This is a genomic window from Bradyrhizobium sp. USDA 4451 (assembly GCF_054822585.1).
The window spans coordinates 1392080-1409220 of sequence record NZ_JBTRCH010000001.1; the positions used below are offsets into that span (position 1 = coordinate 1392080).

Below are 17141 nucleotides of genomic sequence, written 5' to 3' on the forward strand. Positions count from 1 at the left end.
CCTTTCTTGTGCGGACAAGCTGGCAGAGCAGACAGAAATCAGTCATCGCGGTGGCCGGCGCGGCTGCGCCGGAACGGGCCTTAAGTCGGGCTCATGGCGGCATCCCGTGCCATCAGGCTGTTGCGGTCGAGCTCTTCCGTGATGCGTCCCTTCTGGATATTGAGCACCCGGTCGGACAGCGAGGTGATGAATTCGAGATTCTGTTCGACGACGATCAGCGACATGTTCCAGCGCTTCTTCAGCGCGAGCAGCGTCTCGATGATCTCCTCGATGATCGACGGCTGGATGCCTTCGGTCGGCTCGTCGAGCAGGATCAGCCGCGGCTTGGTGCAGAGACAGCGCGCCAGCGCGAGCAATTGCTGCTCGCCGCCCGACAGCGCCCCGCCGCGCCGGTCGAGCAGGCGCACCAGGCGCGGAAAGTCCTGCAGCACGGCGTCGATCACCGTGCGATCTTCCTTCGGTGCCGCCGCAAGCCCCATCCGCAGGTTCTCGTAGACGCTGAGGTCGGGGAAGATCTCCCTGCCCTGCGGCACCAGACCGATGCCGAGCCGGGACCGCTCATGCGGCTTCAGATGGGTGATGGTCTTGCCGGCAAAGGCGACCGTGCCGCCGGTGGTCGGCAGATGGCCCATCAAGGCACGCAGCGTCGTGGTCTTGCCCATGCCGTTATGGCCGAGAATGCCGAGATACTCGCCGTCCTGCACCGTCATGTCGATGCCGAACAGGATCGGAATCCGGCCGTAGCCGGAGCGCAGATCCCTGGCCTCCAGCAGCGCGTTCATGCCGCCACCTTCTTGCCGAGATAGACGTCGCGCACCCGCTGATCCGCCAGCACCTTGCTCACGGTATCTTCCACGAGCACGCGCCCCTGATGGAACACGGTCACCTTCTTGGCGATCTGCTTGATGAACTCCATGTCATGCTCGACGACGATGATGGCATGGGTCTGGTTGATCTCGCGGATGATCGCGGCGGTGTGCGCGGTCTCCTCATCGGTCATGCCGGCGGCCGGCTCGTCGAGCAGGATCAGATCGGGCTCGGCGGCGAGCACCATGCCGATCTCCACCCACTGTCGTTGGCCGTGCGACAATGTCGCGACAATGCGGTCGGCGTGGTCGGTCAGGCGGATCATCTCCAGCACGGCATTGACGGCGGGCGCCTGCGCGCGCGGCGTCGCCTTGCGGCGGACTGCGAGCCAGATGTTCTCGCGCACCGACAGGCCGTTGAAGACGTTCGGCACCTGGGTCTTGATGCCGATCCCCATCCGGGCGATCTGGTGCGACAGCCGGCCGGCGATGGCCTCGCCGCGAAATGCGATGGTGCCGGAGGTCGGGGTGAGCTGGCCGGTCAGCATCTTGAAGAAGGTGCTCTTGCCGGCGCCGTTCGGGCCGATCAGGCAACGCAGCTCCATCTCCTCCAGCGTGAAGGTGATGTCGTCATTGGCGACCACGCCGCCGAACCGCATCGTGAGATGCTCGGCCTTGAGCAGGGGGACGAGTTCGGCCATTTCTATTCTGCTCCAGCCGGGTGCGGCGCCACCGTCGGCGATGACATCGGTTCCTCTTCGAGAGACGCTTTCGCTTTCGGCTGCGGCACAAGCCTGAGCAGGAGATCGCGCGCCGTGGGTACCAGCCCCTTGGGCAGCAGCAGCACGAACACGATCAGGACGGCGCCGAGGACGAGATTGGAGTTCAGCGCCTGCTGCGAGCCGATATAGGCGACGATGTACTCGATCAGCACGCAGCCGACGATCGGACCGAGCAGGGTGCCGAGGCCGCCGACGGTGATCCAGATGATGATCTCGGCCGAGAGCGACAGGCTGAAGATGGTCGGACCGACGAACGCGCCCCAATTGACATAGAGCGCACCGGCCAACCCCGCGATCGCGCCGCCCAGGCTGAAGGTCAGCAGCTTGACGACGCGCGGGTCATAGCCGAGCAAGGACGCGCGGGTCTCGTTCTCGCGCACGGCGACGATGACGCGGCCGGCCGGCAGCGACAGCAACAGACGCAGCAACAGGAACACGGCAAGCAGCGCGCCGGCCGTCGTCCACCAGGATTGCTCGGGCGACAGCATCTCGCCCGGATGGAACGGCACGTTGAAGGTCGGCACTGCCGGAATGCCGTTGAAGCCGCCGAGCAGCGCCTGGCCGATCCGGTAGCTGTCGCCGGACGTCGAGTTGATGCAGTTGAACAGGATCAGCGTCACGGTCAGCGTGATCACGCCGAGATAGACGTCGGAGATGCGGCCGAAGAAGATGAAATAGCCGAGCACCACCGCGAACAGCAGCGGAACGATGACGGCCAGCAGGATCGCCGGCGTCGAGTCCTGGAAATTGATCGCGGCGATCGCATAGGCGTAACCGCCGAGCCCGAAGAACGCGGTCTGTCCGAACGACAGGATGCCGCCGAAGCCCCAGATGAAGGCCAGGCTGAGCGCCAGCACCGACATCGCCGCGAACAGCGTCAGCTGCATCAGCGCGAACAGTTCGATCACCGACGGAACCAGCGCGATCGCGATGATCGCAGCGACGATCGCAGCCGCCTGGGCCGCGAGGCGAAAGCGGGGCGGCATCACAGCGTCCCCTTGAAGAAGCGGCCGGAGATGCCCTGCGGCAGCAGGCGGATCAGGACGATCGCCGCCGTGAACACCAAAACCTCGCCGTATACGGGCGTCGTGAAGTAGGCGCCGATCTGATTGACGGCGCCGAACAGGCTGGCAGCCGACATCGTGCCCGACAGGATCGCCGCGCCGCCGCCGACCACCGTCATGAAGGCCTTGGCGACATAGGCGCCGCCCATCCCGGGCGTGATCCCCGAGACCGGCGCAAGCAGGCCGCCGGCAAGGCCGGTGACCGCGGCGCCGACCGCGAAGGTGCTCATATAGACCCGCGCCGGATTGACCCCCAACGTCGCTGCCATCGCCGGGTTCTGCATCGTGGCGCGCGCGATCAGGCCCCACCTGGTATAGCGCATGACGCCGTAGACCAGCGCCATCATGACAACGGCCATGCCGGCCAGGAACAGCGTGTAGTAGCTCGACTGATACGAGCCGATCGAGAAGCCGCCGAGCGGCGTCGGCACGCCCTGCTGGGTATTGCCGTAGATCGTCGTGATGATGCCGATGATGGCGAGGCTCAGTCCCCAGGTCGCCAGCATCGAATCGACCAGGCGTCCGTAGAGAAACCGGATCAGGCAGCGCTCGATGACGAGGCCGACGACGCCGACGAACAGCGGCGCGACGACCAGCATCGCGATCCAGATGTTCACTCCGGCGTTGGCCGAGATGACGGTCGCGTAGGCGCCGAGCATGACGAACTCGCCATGGGCGAGGTTGATGATCTTCATCATGCCGAAGATGATTGCCAGTCCGAGGCACAGCAGGAACAGCGAGGCGATTCCGTTCAGAACGTCGAGCCCGAGTATGACGTAGATCGCCATTCGTAAGGTCCTTCCGGCAGTCCAGTGCGCTGGCCCCGCCGCGCCGCGGGCCAGAAGACGTCAGAGACTGATGATGTACTGCTTGATGTCGTTCGGATTCTTGACCAGATCGCAGACGCTCGCGGTGTCGGCCGGCTTGACGTCCGGGTAGCTCTCCAGCACCGACCATTTGCGGTCCTTCACCTCGGCGAGGAAGGCGTTGCGGATGGTGTGATGGGTTGCCTTGTCGAGCGTGACCTTGCCGCTCGGCCCGTCGAACGAGATGGAATCCTCCAGCGCCGCGATCACCTTCATGCGGTCGATGCTGGCGGCCTTGCGCACGCCGGCCGCCCACAGCATGACGCCTTCGTAGGTACAGGCGGCGAGCTCGCTGATATAGGGCGTGTCGGAATGCGCCTTCTTGATCTTCTCGACGAAGCTCTTCGAGGCCGGCGTCGTCAGCTCCTCGAAATAGCCGTAGGCGCCGAGGATGGAGTCGCTTTCGGCCGCATCGAGCGTGGTCGGCTCGTTGACCAGGCCGAACGTGGTCGACGCGATCGGGATCTTCCCCTTCATGCCGGCCGAGGTCCACTGGCGGTAGAACGCGGTGTGGTTGCCGCCGACCAGCGCCGAGAGGATGAGGTCGGGCTTGGCAGCCTGAATCTTCGAGATCGTCGGGCCGAAATTGGTGACGTCGAGCGGGAAGAAGTCGGTCGACAGCACCTCGCCGCCATTGTCCTTGACGTATTTGGTCATCCACTTCGCGGTGATCTGACCGTAATTGTAGTCGGCGGCAATGATGTAGGCCTTCTTGCCGGCCTTCTTCATCGCGGTCGGCACCAGCTTTTCCACGGTCTGCGCCGGTGTCGTTCCGGTGCAGAAGGTGTTGCGATCGCAGACGCCGCCCTCATAGAGCACGTTGTAGAAGTACAGCACCTTGAAGCGGTCGAAGGTCGGGCGCACCGCCTCGCGCGAGGCCGAGGTGATGCCGCCGTGAACCACGTCGACCTTGTCCTTCACCGCGAGCTGCTGGGCGAATTGCGAATACATCTGGATGTTCGACTGGGTGTCGTAGTGGATCACCTTCAGCGGCCGGCCGAGCAATCCGCCGCCGGCGTTGATCTCGTCCACGGCGAGCTGCAGGGCGTAGACCATCGGCGTGCCGGAGGCTGCGATCGGCCCGGACTGATCGTGCAGGCTGCCGACCACGATCGGGTTCTCGGCACCGAGCGCGCCGGAGCGGAAGACCGCGGGCGCCGCGATCAGCGTCGTCGTTGCAATGGCCGAGTGCTGCAGGAAGCGGCGACGCGAGAAACTCATGGAGGCCCCCAAGTTGGCGGTGCTTGATATGGAAACTATTAAAAAGACAATATTTGAAAATGCAAGCGCTTTATCGCCGCGCGACCAGCGAGAAATCGTAGCCATCGAGCCGGGCGAGATGGATCGGATGCCGGACTCCGACCACCGGACGCGCATCATCGCCGCGTGCCGTGCCGCTGCTGGCTGGTCCGCCCGTAAAAGCGGCTGAGTTGCCGCGCATCGAGGCTGCCGGCTTCCTCGATCAGGGCGGCGAGGGAATAGATCCCCTCGTAGCAGGACTCCCCGAAAGCATTGGCCGGCGGCGGACTGTCACCGAACGCGGTGTGATAGCGCTCCAGGAAGGCGCCGTTGTTGCGGGAGCGGATCGAGGCGAAATAGCTCGACGCCGCATAGAGGTTTTCGGTCTCGTCCGGCTCAAGCCCGTAGATGATGGTCTCGTCGACCGCCGAGGAAAACCGCAATACGTGCGAACTCAGGCCGGCGGCACAGAACGCCCGGTTGAAGGCGATGCAGTCGAGCCCCAGGAACATCGGCACCACCACGTCCGAGCGCGTGGTCTTGATGCGGTCCAGGATCTCATCGAAATCATGCAGGCCGACGGGCAGATAATGCTCGCCGGTCACGCTGCCGCCGAAGCGGGCGATCAGCGCGCGCGCAATCCTGAGCGACGAGCGCGGCCAGATGTAGTCGTTGCCGCAGAGAAAATAGCGGCGCGCGTGCTTTGATTCCGAGAGCCATTGGATCGCCGGCGCGAGCAACTCGTCGGCGGTCTCGCCGGTCGTCATGACGTCGAACGGCGACGACAGCCCTTCGAACTGCGGGGTATAGATAAATGGAACGCGACCGAGGGCCGCGCTGACCACGGAGTCCCGCGCAAAACTCGGCAACATCCCGACGATGCCGTCCGCGCCATGAAGGTCGATGGCGTCGCGCGCCGCCTGCCCCGCACTTGCGCCGCTCTCGCCGGCATTCATGACGCAGAGTTCGACCGGCCGGCGCAGGATGCCCGACATCCGGTTGATTTCGTCGACCGCCAGACGTCCGCACGCCTCGGCCGACGGCGCCCACAGTCCCGCCGCGCCGCTTTGTGGGATGAGCAGACATATCCGGACGCTACGCAACAATGGCCTCTCCGCAATTCCGACGGAGATACCACTCACGAATCATGCCAACCGCGATCCCGCGCGCAACCGGGCCGGTTTTGCAGCAGAAGCGATCATTCTCGCAGTCTCGCCGCCTGTCTTGCCGACGTTTGTCGCCGAGCCTGCCCATTCATTGAGCAGTCCCCAACCGGATTTGCTTTCCGGGCGCAGCAATTTATAGTCGAAATCAAATGTTGAAATGTCAAATAAATTGGCCAAGGACCTCCATGGATCTACCCGACCTGATCCGGGGCGTGCATCGTCAGCTGGAGCAAGCGCTGGAAGCCGAGCTCAAGCCGCGCGACATGTCGCTCCACCAGTATCGCGTGCTCGAGGCATTGGCCGAGCAGAACGGCCTGTCGATGGGAGATCTGGCGACCCGTCTGCTGGTCGATGGTCCGACCCTGACCAAGGTGATCGACAGAATGGTCGCGTCGGCCGACGTGTATCGCGGTCCCGATCCGTTCGACCGGCGCAAGGTGCTGATCTTCCTGTCGCGCAGGGGCGCTGCGCGCTTCGACGACATCGGCGCGCTCGGCGCATCTATCCAGCAGGACGTCGTTGACCGGCTCGGCACATCGGAAGCCGCAACCTTGACGGCGCTGCTCTCGGAACTGTTGACCTGCGGCCATCCGTTACAGTCCCGATCGACGCGTGGACGAGAGACGTTCACGCACGAATGATCGCGTGCTATTCTGCACATCGATCGCCGGGTGCTAAACCACAACTTGAGCCACGACCCGAACCAGTCTAGCGGGTTTGGCTCATCCAACTCGGAAATTCGAGCTCGAGATATAAGCTTCTGTCGCGAATGGGAGCTGGGTTTACACCGCCCTCAACGATCCATTACCTTTATTAGTTTTGCGATCTCACGCCGCCGGGCTTGTATCTCCTTGATATGCTGGTCGATACGGCCCAGCTTTCCTCTTAGTGCCTTTACCATCGCTGCGCGCGAGGGATAATTGGGCGCGGCGTCGCTGAGGCCCTTTCGGATTTCGCCAAGGGAAAAACCCAGCCGCTGCGATCCATCGATGAGACTGAGAATTTTCACGGTCGTTTCCGGATAGTCTCGATAGCCATTCTCACGCCGGATCGCGGCGGGAAGCACTTTGCGCTTTTCGTAAAACCGGATGCGGGACGGCGAGATGCCGGTCCTTTTTGAAAGCTCTCCGATCCGCATCGGACCTCCTTGACCTTGAACCTAGGTTGAAAGTGTAGCGTCGACCGATCGGCCGGAAAAGCCAAAGGAGGGAGCGCCCGATGACTACACACGCATTTGAGGACGACAGCGCGAGAGTTGCGGTCGCTGCTCCCGCCTGCAACCAGTCGCTACTATGGCTGATTGCAGGAGCGTTCACCTCGATGTTCGCCGTCGGCGGGCGATGGGACATCGCACTGGCAGCTTGGGTTGCTCCGGTATTCCTGCTGCGATTTGTACGCATCAACCGTTTACGCGTCGCGATCCCGGCCATTTGGCTGGCTTCCCTGGCCAACGCCTTGTTCTGGGCGATCGAGCTGAACGACAGAGCGATGACCGCTCCGGATTATGCGATAGCGATCGTGTTCGGCGCCGTATTCGCGCTGCCATATGTGGCCGATCGAATACTCACGCCCCACCTTGGTGTTCTCGGTAAACTTCTGGCATTTCCGGCAGCCTGGGCCTGCACGGAATATTTGGTGGCGACGCTGAGCCCGCTGGGAGGCATGTATGGCCTGCGCGCCAACACGCAGACCGAATATCTGTCGGTACTGCAGCTGACCTCCGTGCTCGGACCGTACAGCATTGGATTTCTGATCAATTGGTTTGCAACGACGGTGAACTGGATGTGGGAGCGCCCGCGCGATTCCAGGCGACGATCCGTAGCGATCGCTTACGGTACCGTTCTAGGCGTGGTTCTGATCGGAGGGGGTTTGCGGCTCGCATTCACGCCGACGCCAAAAGCTTACGTCCGCATGGCGACGATCACGCCGAGCATGTACGCGCAAAATGCCGCGCGCGCGATGATCGAAGGTCGATCCGCTGCTCCAAATTCATACGCCGATCCGATGACCGTCATGCACGCCAATACACTTCTTTTCGCGAACAAGAGTGAAGTGGCGCGCGCGCCCACGGATTTGGTGCGAGCTGCCTATTCGCTTGTGCAAGACGACCTGCTCCGAAGCACGCGCGAGGCTGCCTGGAGCGGCGCCAAAGTCGTGCTCTGGTCCGAGACAGCGGCACCAATACTCAGTGATGCCGACAAATCCGCCTTTCTTGTCAAGATCGCAGACGTTGCGCGCTCGGAGAAGATTTTCATTGATGCCGCCATCGGAGAGCCGTTCGCTCGGAATCAGAGTGAGCTGATCGGTCCTGACGGCAAGGAAATCTGGTCCTATGACAAGCGCCATCCTGTTCCTCTCCTCGAACCGGTTGCTCCGGGAACACGACCGGCACCCACTGCGCAAACGCCTTTCGGCCGCTTGACCAACGTCATCTGCTTCGACGCCGATTTCCCCTCGCAGTCGCGGGTGGACGCGGATGTCATGTTGGTGCCAGGGTTCGAGTGGCCCGAAATCGGCTCCTCGCACACGCTGAAATGGGTGCGCGTGCGAGCAATCGAGAATGGCTACGCCCTGACGGTATCGACGATGCCGATGTCCCAATTGGTGATGCGGCTGCCGACGATCTCGAGGGCTGGCATCGCGTAGGCCACCGCCCGCAGCACGTCGGCCACCGTCGGTGTTTCGACCTCGACGTCCCGGTCAAGAAGAAAAGCCACTTCCGCTTCGATCTTCGGCTGAAGCACGCGCCCCGCAGCGACAGACTCGTCCTCGCCCACGATCATATCGGCGAAGAGAACTCCGAAATCCGGCCTGTCTACCCCGAGTTGCTTCTGCACGGCGCGCGAGGTCAGACCGATCTTGCTTCCGACCATGCGCCGGCCTTCCTTCTCCCAATGTGCGGTGTTCTCCTGCTGGATGGTATAGGCCCCATCGACGTCGAGGTCCGCCAACTGGGGGCGAATGGGCGCGATCGGAGTACCGGCGTAAGCGGCGCGAATCTGAGCGGCGAGTTCGCTGTGCTTGGCTTGCTGATTCATCTGAACGATCCTTATTTGCCGGTCCGCAGAAATTCGATGTGGAGCCGATTAAACTGCTCTGCGTCCTCGAATTGGGGCCAGTGGCCGCAGCGGTTCATGACCACGAATTTCGAGCCCGGAATCATGTCCGCGATCTGCTTCCCCTCCTCGGGCGTCGCCGTCGGATCATGCGAGGTCCATACGACCATGGTCGGCGCCTTGATCGACCGGTATTGGTCGGCGGTGATCATGTTGGGCCGGCGGATTTCCATCTCCTGCAGGCACATGATCCGCTTCATCGTGTCGGCGAATCCCGGCTGGGCGTAGATCGCGCGACGGGTCTCGATCAGATCGTCCGAAACCATTCTCTTGTCGCACATCAGGAATTCGAGACGTGCCTTGATCCGTTCCCAGGAGGGATCGGACGCAGCCTCGTTGGACAGCTTTTTCAGCCGCTCCATCACGTGAGGGTGCGCCGTCCAGCCACCGGCAGTGTTGAGGACAAGCTTCTCGACCGCGGCGGGACGATGCACCGCGAGATAGGTCGCGACCCAGCCGCCGAGCGACTCACCGCTGATCATCGCCTTGTCCCTGCCGAGCGTCTTGAGGACGGCAAGGACATGATCGGCGTAGTCCTTGACCTGGTAGTCGATGGCCGGCTTGTCGGTCCATCCATGGCCCAGCATGTCGATGGCGACAAACCAGAAGTGATCAGCGTGCGGACCGAAGTTTCTGGAGTATGCCTCTGCATGGCCGCCGACGCCGTGCAGCGCCAGGACGAGCGGCTTGGACGGATCGCCCGACTCGATGCAGCGAGTGCGAATCCCGCCGGCGTTGATGAAGTGCTGTTTGAAGGAAATGCCCCTGAGATCGGCCCAGACGCTGGAAAAGTTTTCTGGTCTCGTGTCGCTCATAGCTGGATCTCGTTCGTTGACGTCAGGCGAAAAGCGGGGTGCCGCTGGGTTTCGATGGAGAGGATGGTTTCTGTCGCGGGACCGCTGAGAGGTCCGGAAGATCCAGGACCGTCCGGATTGCTGCGCTGAGCCGGTCAAGGGCCGCGCTTGCGTCGGACGTTCCCTCAATGTCGCGCCAGGCGATCACGCCATCGGGGCGAACAAGCAGAACTCCGGCTTCCTCGATCTCGCGGATGCGCTGCCACTCGCAATAGAGGTCCTGCGCCTCCGGCGAGCCCGTCAACACGACGCGGAGGAATGGCAGATCGAGGCGCAGCGCCGCCTCCTTCCATGCCCCGCCGGCGAGGCCGGTCACTACAGTGAATAGGCCCTTTCCGGTCACGTCGAGCGTCGACACGCGCAAGCCGTCACGGTCGACGAGCCATGCATGCGGAATCTTGGCACCGGGGCGCGACGTCGGTTGATTGTAGAGGCCGCGATCTCGCCGCCACTCCTCCGGCTTGGCACCGACGTCCGGGATCACGGCCGAGGATTCGTACCGCTGGTTCATCTCGGTGCCCTGGGCATTGAACTCCGTCTGCTTGAGGTCCAGCGCTGCCTGCGCCGCCTTCCGGGCGGCCACGCCATCCGGCCCTGGGTCGCGGAAGCGTGCGATGCCCGCGGCGACCGGGTTTTCCGCGCCCTGCACCCTGAAGCATGCGTTCAGCGGGGCGTAGTCGAGCCGGGACTGGTTCGCCCGCAGCACGATCTGCTTTCCGACCGGCGCCCGCTCCTGCGAGTAGCTTTCCAGCAGCTTCGGACCGGCCCAGCCCTTCACCGAATAGGCGAGCTTCCAACCGAGGTTGTGGGCGTCCTGGACGCAGGTGTTGTTGCCCAATCCGCTCGACGGCGGGTGCCGGTGGACCGCATCGCCGCCACAGTGCACCCTGCCCTTCGAATACTGGGTCACGTAGGCCTGGTTCACGTACCAGATCGATGTGCGCACGATGTTGATGTCGACGGACGGGTCGCCGATCAGAACCTTTATCTTTGGAATGATCGCGTCCGGAGATAAGTCTGGCTCGCCCTTGCTGATGTCGAAACCCCAACCGGCGATCCACTGCGTCCAGGGATGCACGGCCCGCAGCAGGCCCATGCCGATTTCGCCGAAGCTAGCATCCGGCGTCACGATCCAGTTCAGAATGCTCGGCCGATGTTTGCTGTATTTGGTCAGGTCACAGTTGAAGACGGTGTAGACGGTGCCGGCGCGCGCCATCTGTCCTTCGATCGGCAGGCCCAGATGGTCCACCACCATCGAGCGCGCGCCGTCCGCGCCGACCATATAACGCGCGCGGACGGTGTACTCTCGCCCGTCGAGGCGATCGCGCAGCGTGGCCGTAACGCCGCCCGCATCCTGCTCATGCCGGACGTACTCGGTGTTGAACGCGAAGGTCGCGCCCTTCTCGGCCGCCTTCTGGAACAGAATTGGCTCGAGCAATGGTTGGATGATGTCGACCATGCCGCAGGGGCTTGCACGCAGATAATCGCCGCGGCGATCGTCGCCAGTCCCCCAGGTCCGCATTCGGATCAGCTCGCAGCCAGCCAGGCTGGTCGTGAAGGTCGTGTCCCCCATGAGCTCCCAGGGGCTCGCGTACCGGGCCACGTCTTCCGCGATCCCGAGATCGCGGAAGACCTCGTTGGCGCGCTGGTTGGTGATGTGAGCGCGCGGGCTGTCGGCCATCCAGTTGCCGCGCGATACGATGTGACTGCGAACGCCGCAATTGGCGAGCGCCACGGCGGTCGTCGAGCCCGTGGGGCCGGCGCCGATGATGAGCACGTCCGTTTCGTATGCCATTTGCCTGCTCCGCGATGCCCGCATTCGCGCGGGCTTTAGTCGATCAATGAGCACCGTCGGCCTGCTTCGCCGCCATCATCGCCATGCCGGCGATCCAGCCCGGAATCGCTTCGTAGAATTCCTGCTCCATCTTGAAGTGGCCGCCCGTGGAAAAGGCGCCGAAGGCGGCGACCCATGCGAGCACCTCGTTGGCGCCGCGCCCCGCGACTTCGCGGACCTTGCCGGTGTTGAGGGCGTCCGCGCGCCAGATCTGGCCGCTGCGAAGGATGTTCATGAACTCCGCGTCCCACTCGGGATTGAGCGGCTGGCAGGGCCCCTTGCCCGCCTCGGCGAGAACACCCGCCTCGAGCACGCGCTTCTCGCGGGCCTCCTTGGTCTCGGCCGTCGGATTCCGACCGTTGATCAGCCGCTCGCGGATTTCGGGCGGCGCATCCTTGATCGACGGCAGCGGCGGATCGTGCGAGAGGCCACCCGACGCGGCAAACAACACCCGCTTGCCGGAACGTGCCGCGAACCGGCCGACCGATTCACCGAGTTGCCGAGCACGGCGGTAGGTCGGAACGGGCGGCGCTGCGGCGTTCACGAAGATCGGCAGGATCGGAATCGATTTGAAGTCTCCGAGCATCGCTTCGCGATCAATCCGAGCCCTTGAGCACGATAGCAGCGTTTTCCGGCATGGCGGCGAACCAGGGCTGGTTGTGGGTGATGAATAGGTCGCCGCGCTCAGGTCGCCTTAAGGCGCGGGCGTGGTACCCATGGTGGCTGAAGTAGTCGTAGAGATCGAAGTCGTTCATCCGGTCTTCATCGCGAATCAGGTCGGGGTCAAGGCGCTCTCCGAGCAAGTGCTCGATGAACTGGCGGCGCTTATGCGGCTCGATCCATAGCGCGCGGAACTCATCCAGCGTGTGTGCCTCGCTTAGCACGCGGCCGACTACCTCGCGGCGGTACTCCTCCACTGGCACAGGCGTATCCCTACCCTCGCGGCTGACGACGATGAAACGGCCTTGCGCCGTGATAACGACAGGCTTGCCGCCGACCTCGCCCACGGCTGGGCCATCGCCACCGTCGTCGCCGCCACCGCCTCCGCCGTTGCCTTCATCATCTTTGCGTCCGCCTCCGCCCGAGCGCGGCGGCTGGGTAATGAATTCCGTGCCAAAGAGGCTTGTGACCTCGGTGTAGTCGAAAAGCCAGAACTTGTACTTACCTGATTCCTCGTGGATGCGGGTGCCGCGTCCGACCATCTGGTAGAACTTGATGGGCGATTGCAGGTAACGGAAGAACACCACGGCATTGAGCCGCTCGATGTCCACGCCGGCCTCAAGTAAATCCACTGTGCAGGCAATGAAGGCGCGCTCGCTGGAGCCACGCATTGGTTCGATGAGGTCAGCGCCATTGTTGGCTCCGCCCATGCACTTGAAAGCGTAAAGGTCCTTCGGCGTGCGGCCCTGATCCCTGCACCAGCGCACATATAGATTGTTCATGTGCTGGGCCACGCGGTCGGCATGGATCTCGCGGTTACAGAAGATGATGACTTTCTGTTCCGGGCCGCCGTTCTCACACAGTAGCTTGAACAGGTCTTCGCACATCTTAGGCGTGCGCAGCTCAATGAAGATTTCGTCGTCGAAGTCCTTGCCGGTGTACTGATCCTTGGTGAGGTCCTCGGCGGTCAGCAACCGGTCAGTCTTGAGGTCGCGCACGCCTGCCTTGAGCAGTTCTTCCTTGGTGAAGACGGCGCTGTCGATGCTGGCCTTGCGCTTGACGATCTCGCAAGCGGCCAGATAGCCGTCTTCCTGCGCCTGGATCAGCGTGTATTCGTAAACCGGCTCACCAAAGTACTCGCGGTTGTTGGCCGTGATTTCATGGTCCTCGGCCGTGGCCTTCTCGGACTCCTGAAGCTTGCGCGGCGTGGCGGTGAGACCGATGTGAATGGCATTGGGGTTGCGACGCAGCACCTCCGACCATTTGCCCCAGGCGGATCGGTGGCACTCGTCAATAACGATGACGGAAAACGCATCTTCGCTGTAGTGCTCGGTGAGGAAGCTGGCATCGCCCGCGTCGTCGATACCCAGCGTCTGGTAGGTGGCGATGTGGATGCGCGCATTGGCGGCTGCATTGCCGCCACGTTCGGTTTTGACGATGCGCGCGTTGTCGCCAAAGGCCGCCTTGAGCTTCGTGTAGGCCTGCTCACGCAGTTCGTCGCGGTCACAGAGGAACAGCGCCGGTTTAGGCAACTGGCCGGCTTGGGCGAGGCGCCACAGCAAGTTGGTGGCGATAATGGTTTTGCCCGCACCGGTGGCGAGCGTGAGCAGCACGCGTGGTGATGCGCCAGCTTGACGGTCAAGGATGACCTTTTCGAACGCGGCGCGGATGGCAGCGTCCTGGTAGTAGCGGGTTTGCGACCAGGCCGGGCTGTCGGCCTGGAACAGCATCGTCGCCTCGGGCCGCGTCAGGTCGATGCCGCTCGCCTTGGCATAGCGGGCGGTAAGGTCCACGTGCGCCGGGAAATCCTGGAATGCGAACGGCCCCTCGATCAGTTCGGTGAACCGGTCGTACTCGCCGTACTTATGACCATTGGTGGAGAAAACGTACTTGACGTCGAATCGCAACGTCTCGGCGTAGCCCCGTGCCTGCTGCATGCCCCTGAGCGGGTCGTCGCCTTCTCTCTTCGCCTCAAGCACAGCGACTGGCATTGCCTTGGGCATATCGCCTACCTGGACGCACAAGAGATAGTCCGTGCGACCCGGCCCCCTCCGGCGGCGGCCCTTGGGGCCTGTGGGCTCGACTGGCGGCGGGGTGAGCACTGTCTCCAGGGTGATGCGGTCGCGGCTGACGTAGCCCTTGTCGCGCAAGACCGGATCAATGAGGTGGTAGCGCGTGTCCGCCTCATTCAGGCTCACATTTGCACCCCAGGTACTTGCCCGTCATCTGCGCCCCCTGCGCGCACCCGTCCAACTACCTCAGATAGCCTGAATTTCCGGAGACGCGCAACACGATGGGCTTCAGCCTTTCGGCGATCAAAGAGCTGCTGACGCTCCTCTGATCCGTTTCTTGGGGAGGTGCAGTCAAAAGCGCGTGGGCTGCGCCGCATAGACTGCAATGATGTAAGCCCGGTTTGCCGCGCGTTTCCCATGAGCGAGAGAGATTCAAACCGAGGCCCGAAAAAGGGCTCAGTTTCCCGTAAAATGCCGTACCGTACCGACTCCGTACGTTCTAGGATTCGGAGAAAAATGCATTCTCCAAGGCCCATTCACGGCCCATTTTACGTACGGTCGGTATTCTCCAAACCGAAAAACACACGAAAACGGCCGCGTTTTCGGCCCTGCTTCGATGTCGAAGTACGAAGTTTGGGGGCAACGTGGCGGAGAGAGTGGGATTCGAACCCACGGTACGGTTTCCCGCACACACGCTTTCCAAGCGTGCGCCTTAAGCCACTCGGCCATCTCTCCGGGAGGCCTCTCTTGAAGGGCTCAGCCGGATTTTGCAAGGGAGCGCGGGCCTCCGGCGCAAGATTTCCCCAATGTATTGAAAACATTAGATAAATTGGCAAGACGCCAGGCGCGCCTGGCGGCCGCGGTTGACGCCGCAGGCGATTCCTGCGGCGTGCTGGCCGGACGCAAGCGCAAATCAATGACGGCGGTCCGGGCGGGCTGGCGCAAGCATTGCGAGAATGCGCGCGTATCACTCACCAGGCGGAGCAACATAATGTCATACCGGCTCCCGTGCGCAATTGCGCACCAGGCCGGGACGACAGAACAGCGGATGTGCGAAACGACGCACCGATCCCGCAGGGATAACGTCGCTCAGTGATAGCGCGCGGCAATATCCGCCGCGCGGCGCGGCCACAGGGTTGGAGGCTCCGGCAGCGCCGCGTTTGCCGCACTGTGCGTATCCTGCAGCGCCTCGATGAAGTCGGCGAACCATTGTTGGATGGTACCGCTGTTGAGCTTCTCCATCATCGCTTCCCAGCGCATCCGCCGCTCGGTCAGCGGCATCGCCAGCGCGGTTGCGAGCGTGCGCGCCATGCCGTCGATGTCGTGCGGATTGACCAGCAATGCGGAGTCGAGCTCGTTCGCCGCGCCGGCGAATTTCGACAGCACCAGCACGCCGGGATCCGCCGGATTCTGCGCGGCGACGTATTCCTTGGCGACAAGGTTCATGCCGTCCTGCAGCGGCGTCACGACGCCGACCTGCGCGGTACGATAGAGCCCCGCGAGCACGCCCTGGCCGAACCCCTTGTTGAGGTAGCGGATCGGCGTCCAGTCGACCTCACCATGCACGCCGTTGACATCGGTGACGAGCTTCGCCACCTCGCCGGCAAGATTGCCATAGGCCTCGATCGCGCCGCGCGAGGGCGTCGCGATTTGCAACAGCGACACCGAACGCTTCAGGTTCGGATGCAGCGACCACATCCGGTCGAACGCCTTGATGCGGTTGACGAGACCCTTGGAATAATCGAGCCGGTCGACGCCGATCGCGAGCTTCTCGCCGTTCAGGCTGCGCCGCAGCCGCGTCACGTCGGGATGCGTCATCGCCTTGGTGGCCTGCTGCGCGAACTTGCCGGGATCGATGCCGATCGGGAACACCGCAGCGCGGGTGCGGCCGAACGACGAATTGATCACGCCGTCACGCACCTCGAATTCGAGGTCGTTCTGCACGTAGCTCAGGAAGTTCTCGCAGTCCTCATCGGTCTGGAAGCCGATCAGATCATAGGACAGCATCGCCTCGATCAGCTCGCGATGATTGGGCACGCCGGCGATCACCGCGCGCGCCGGCCACGGCGTATGCAGGAAGAAGCCGATCGGCTGCGTGACGCCGAGGTCGCGCAGCTCGGCGCCGAGTGCGAGGAAATGATAGTCCTGGATCCAGAATACGGAATCAGGCTTGCGAAAGCGCAGCAGCGCGCGCGCCATGAACGCGTTCACTTCGCGATAACTGGTGTAGTCCTCGTGCGAGGCGCGAATCAGATCGGCACGCGAATGCATCGCAGGCCACAGCGCCGAATTGGCGAAGCCCTCGTAGTAGCCGCCATAATGCGCGGCCGGCAGATCGAGCATCGCCAGCGCGCCCGCACCGAGGGCCTCGACTTCTGCAAAAGGTTCCTTGTGGTTCCCGTCGCGGACCCGCCCGCTGGAACCAACCCATATTGCCCCTGTCTTTTCCACCACCGGCAGCAATGCCGCGGCCAGCCCCCCCGTCATGGGTTCGTTAGGTTTTCCGCGCGAGACGCGGTTCGATACGACGACGAGGTTCACCAGGTCCCCTCCTGTTGGTCAACTCGCGTATTAACAACCATTCATCAAGATGGTTCCTGATTAAGGAATCTCCCAAATGAAACCAAAATCGGGCAGGGCGCGGAGGAACTCGCGGGAACTCGCGAAAAGAAAATTACACGCGAGCGCCGCGTCACGACGCAAAAGCACCGCATTCGATTCGGTTGCGATGAATACGACTCG

At 62.9% G+C, this 17141-nt stretch carries 15 protein-coding genes, 1 tRNA gene and 1 pseudogene; 2 read left to right on the plus strand and 15 right to left on the minus strand.

The window, feature by feature from the left end; translation table 11 throughout:
• Positions 1-80: 80 nt before the first annotated feature.
• The 7 genes and pseudogenes from ACVMB0_RS06395 to ACVMB0_RS06425 form a co-directional block, all read right to left on the minus strand.
• Positions 81-782: an ABC transporter ATP-binding protein gene (locus ACVMB0_RS06395; protein WP_461345666.1), complete on the minus strand. Its 702-nt coding sequence runs from the start codon at positions 780-782 to the stop codon at positions 81-83.
• Complete coding sequence (locus tag ACVMB0_RS06400; RefSeq protein ID WP_461345667.1) at positions 779-1507, minus strand: ATP-binding cassette domain-containing protein; 729 nt, start codon at positions 1505-1507, stop codon at positions 779-781. The genes ACVMB0_RS06395 and ACVMB0_RS06400 overlap by 4 nt, the downstream gene beginning before the upstream one ends.
• A 2-nt stretch (positions 1508-1509) precedes the next feature.
• Positions 1510-2574 (minus strand): branched-chain amino acid ABC transporter permease, encoded by a 1065-nt coding sequence (locus ACVMB0_RS06405; protein WP_456751638.1) that lies wholly within the window; start codon positions 2572-2574, stop codon positions 1510-1512.
• A complete protein-coding gene (locus tag ACVMB0_RS06410) occupies positions 2574-3440 on the minus strand; it encodes a branched-chain amino acid ABC transporter permease (protein ID WP_456751637.1) in 867 nt (288 codons plus the stop codon). The genes ACVMB0_RS06405 and ACVMB0_RS06410 overlap by 1 nt, the downstream gene beginning before the upstream one ends.
• Before the next feature lie 60 nt (positions 3441-3500).
• Positions 3501-4739 carry an urea ABC transporter substrate-binding protein gene (locus tag ACVMB0_RS06415; RefSeq protein ID WP_456751636.1) on the minus strand — a complete coding sequence of 413 codons (1239 nt, stop codon included), beginning with the start codon at positions 4737-4739 and terminating at the stop codon, positions 3501-3503.
• A gap of 70 nt (positions 4740-4809) precedes the next feature.
• Positions 4810-5860: pseudogene (locus ACVMB0_RS06420) on the minus strand (substrate-binding domain-containing protein).
• A gap of 42 nt (positions 5861-5902) precedes the next feature.
• Entirely contained in the window at positions 5903-6100 is a 198-nt protein-coding gene (locus tag ACVMB0_RS06425; RefSeq protein WP_461345668.1) for a hypothetical protein, read from the minus strand.
• A gap of 8 nt (positions 6101-6108) precedes the next feature.
• Between ACVMB0_RS06425 and ACVMB0_RS06430 the strand changes: the two genes are divergently transcribed.
• The gene (locus ACVMB0_RS06430) at positions 6109-6564 is read left to right on the plus strand and encodes a MarR family winged helix-turn-helix transcriptional regulator (protein ID WP_461345669.1); all 456 of its coding nucleotides are present in this window, start codon (positions 6109-6111) and stop codon (positions 6562-6564) included.
• 152 nt (positions 6565-6716) lie between these two features.
• Here ACVMB0_RS06430 and ACVMB0_RS06435 read toward each other — a convergent pair whose 3' ends face one another.
• Positions 6717-7061, minus strand: a complete 345-nt coding sequence (locus ACVMB0_RS06435; RefSeq protein ID WP_456751634.1) for a MerR family transcriptional regulator — start codon at positions 7059-7061, stop codon at positions 6717-6719.
• Positions 7062-7141: 80 nt separating this feature from the next.
• On the opposite strand from ACVMB0_RS06435, the gene ACVMB0_RS06440 reads away from it, so the two are divergent.
• A complete protein-coding gene (locus tag ACVMB0_RS06440) occupies positions 7142-8569 on the plus strand; it encodes a nitrilase-related carbon-nitrogen hydrolase (RefSeq protein WP_461345670.1) in 1428 nt (475 codons plus the stop codon).
• Here ACVMB0_RS06440 and ACVMB0_RS06445 read toward each other — a convergent pair.
• The 7 genes from ACVMB0_RS06445 to ACVMB0_RS06475 form a co-directional block, all read right to left on the minus strand.
• Positions 8488-8961, minus strand: coding sequence for a 2-keto-4-pentenoate hydratase (locus tag ACVMB0_RS06445; RefSeq protein WP_461345671.1), 474 nt, complete (start codon positions 8959-8961; stop codon positions 8488-8490). The genes ACVMB0_RS06440 and ACVMB0_RS06445 overlap by 82 nt on opposite strands.
• Before the next feature lie 11 nt (positions 8962-8972).
• Positions 8973-9854 carry an alpha/beta fold hydrolase gene (locus ACVMB0_RS06450; protein WP_456751629.1) on the minus strand — a complete coding sequence of 294 codons (882 nt, stop codon included), beginning with the start codon at positions 9852-9854 and terminating at the stop codon, positions 8973-8975.
• 22 nt (positions 9855-9876) lie between these two features.
• Positions 9877-11688 carry an FAD-dependent monooxygenase gene (locus ACVMB0_RS06455; RefSeq protein ID WP_461345672.1) on the minus strand — a complete coding sequence of 604 codons (1812 nt, stop codon included), beginning with the start codon at positions 11686-11688 and terminating at the stop codon, positions 9877-9879.
• Between the two features lie 43 nt (positions 11689-11731).
• The gene (locus ACVMB0_RS06460; RefSeq protein WP_461345673.1) at positions 11732-12313 is read right to left on the minus strand and encodes a DODA-type extradiol aromatic ring-opening family dioxygenase; all 582 of its coding nucleotides are present in this window, start codon (positions 12311-12313) and stop codon (positions 11732-11734) included.
• A 10-nt stretch (positions 12314-12323) separates the two neighbouring features.
• On the minus strand, positions 12324-14585 hold the full coding sequence (locus ACVMB0_RS06465) for a DEAD/DEAH box helicase family protein (protein ID WP_461345674.1): 2262 nt from the start codon (positions 14583-14585) through the stop codon (positions 12324-12326).
• A 459-nt stretch (positions 14586-15044) separates the two neighbouring features.
• Positions 15045-15134, minus strand: a tRNA-Ser gene (locus ACVMB0_RS06470).
• Between the two features lie 354 nt (positions 15135-15488).
• Positions 15489-16940 (minus strand): trehalose-6-phosphate synthase, encoded by a 1452-nt coding sequence (locus ACVMB0_RS06475; protein ID WP_461345675.1) that lies wholly within the window; start codon positions 16938-16940, stop codon positions 15489-15491.
• Positions 16941-17141: the final 201 nt, after the last annotated feature.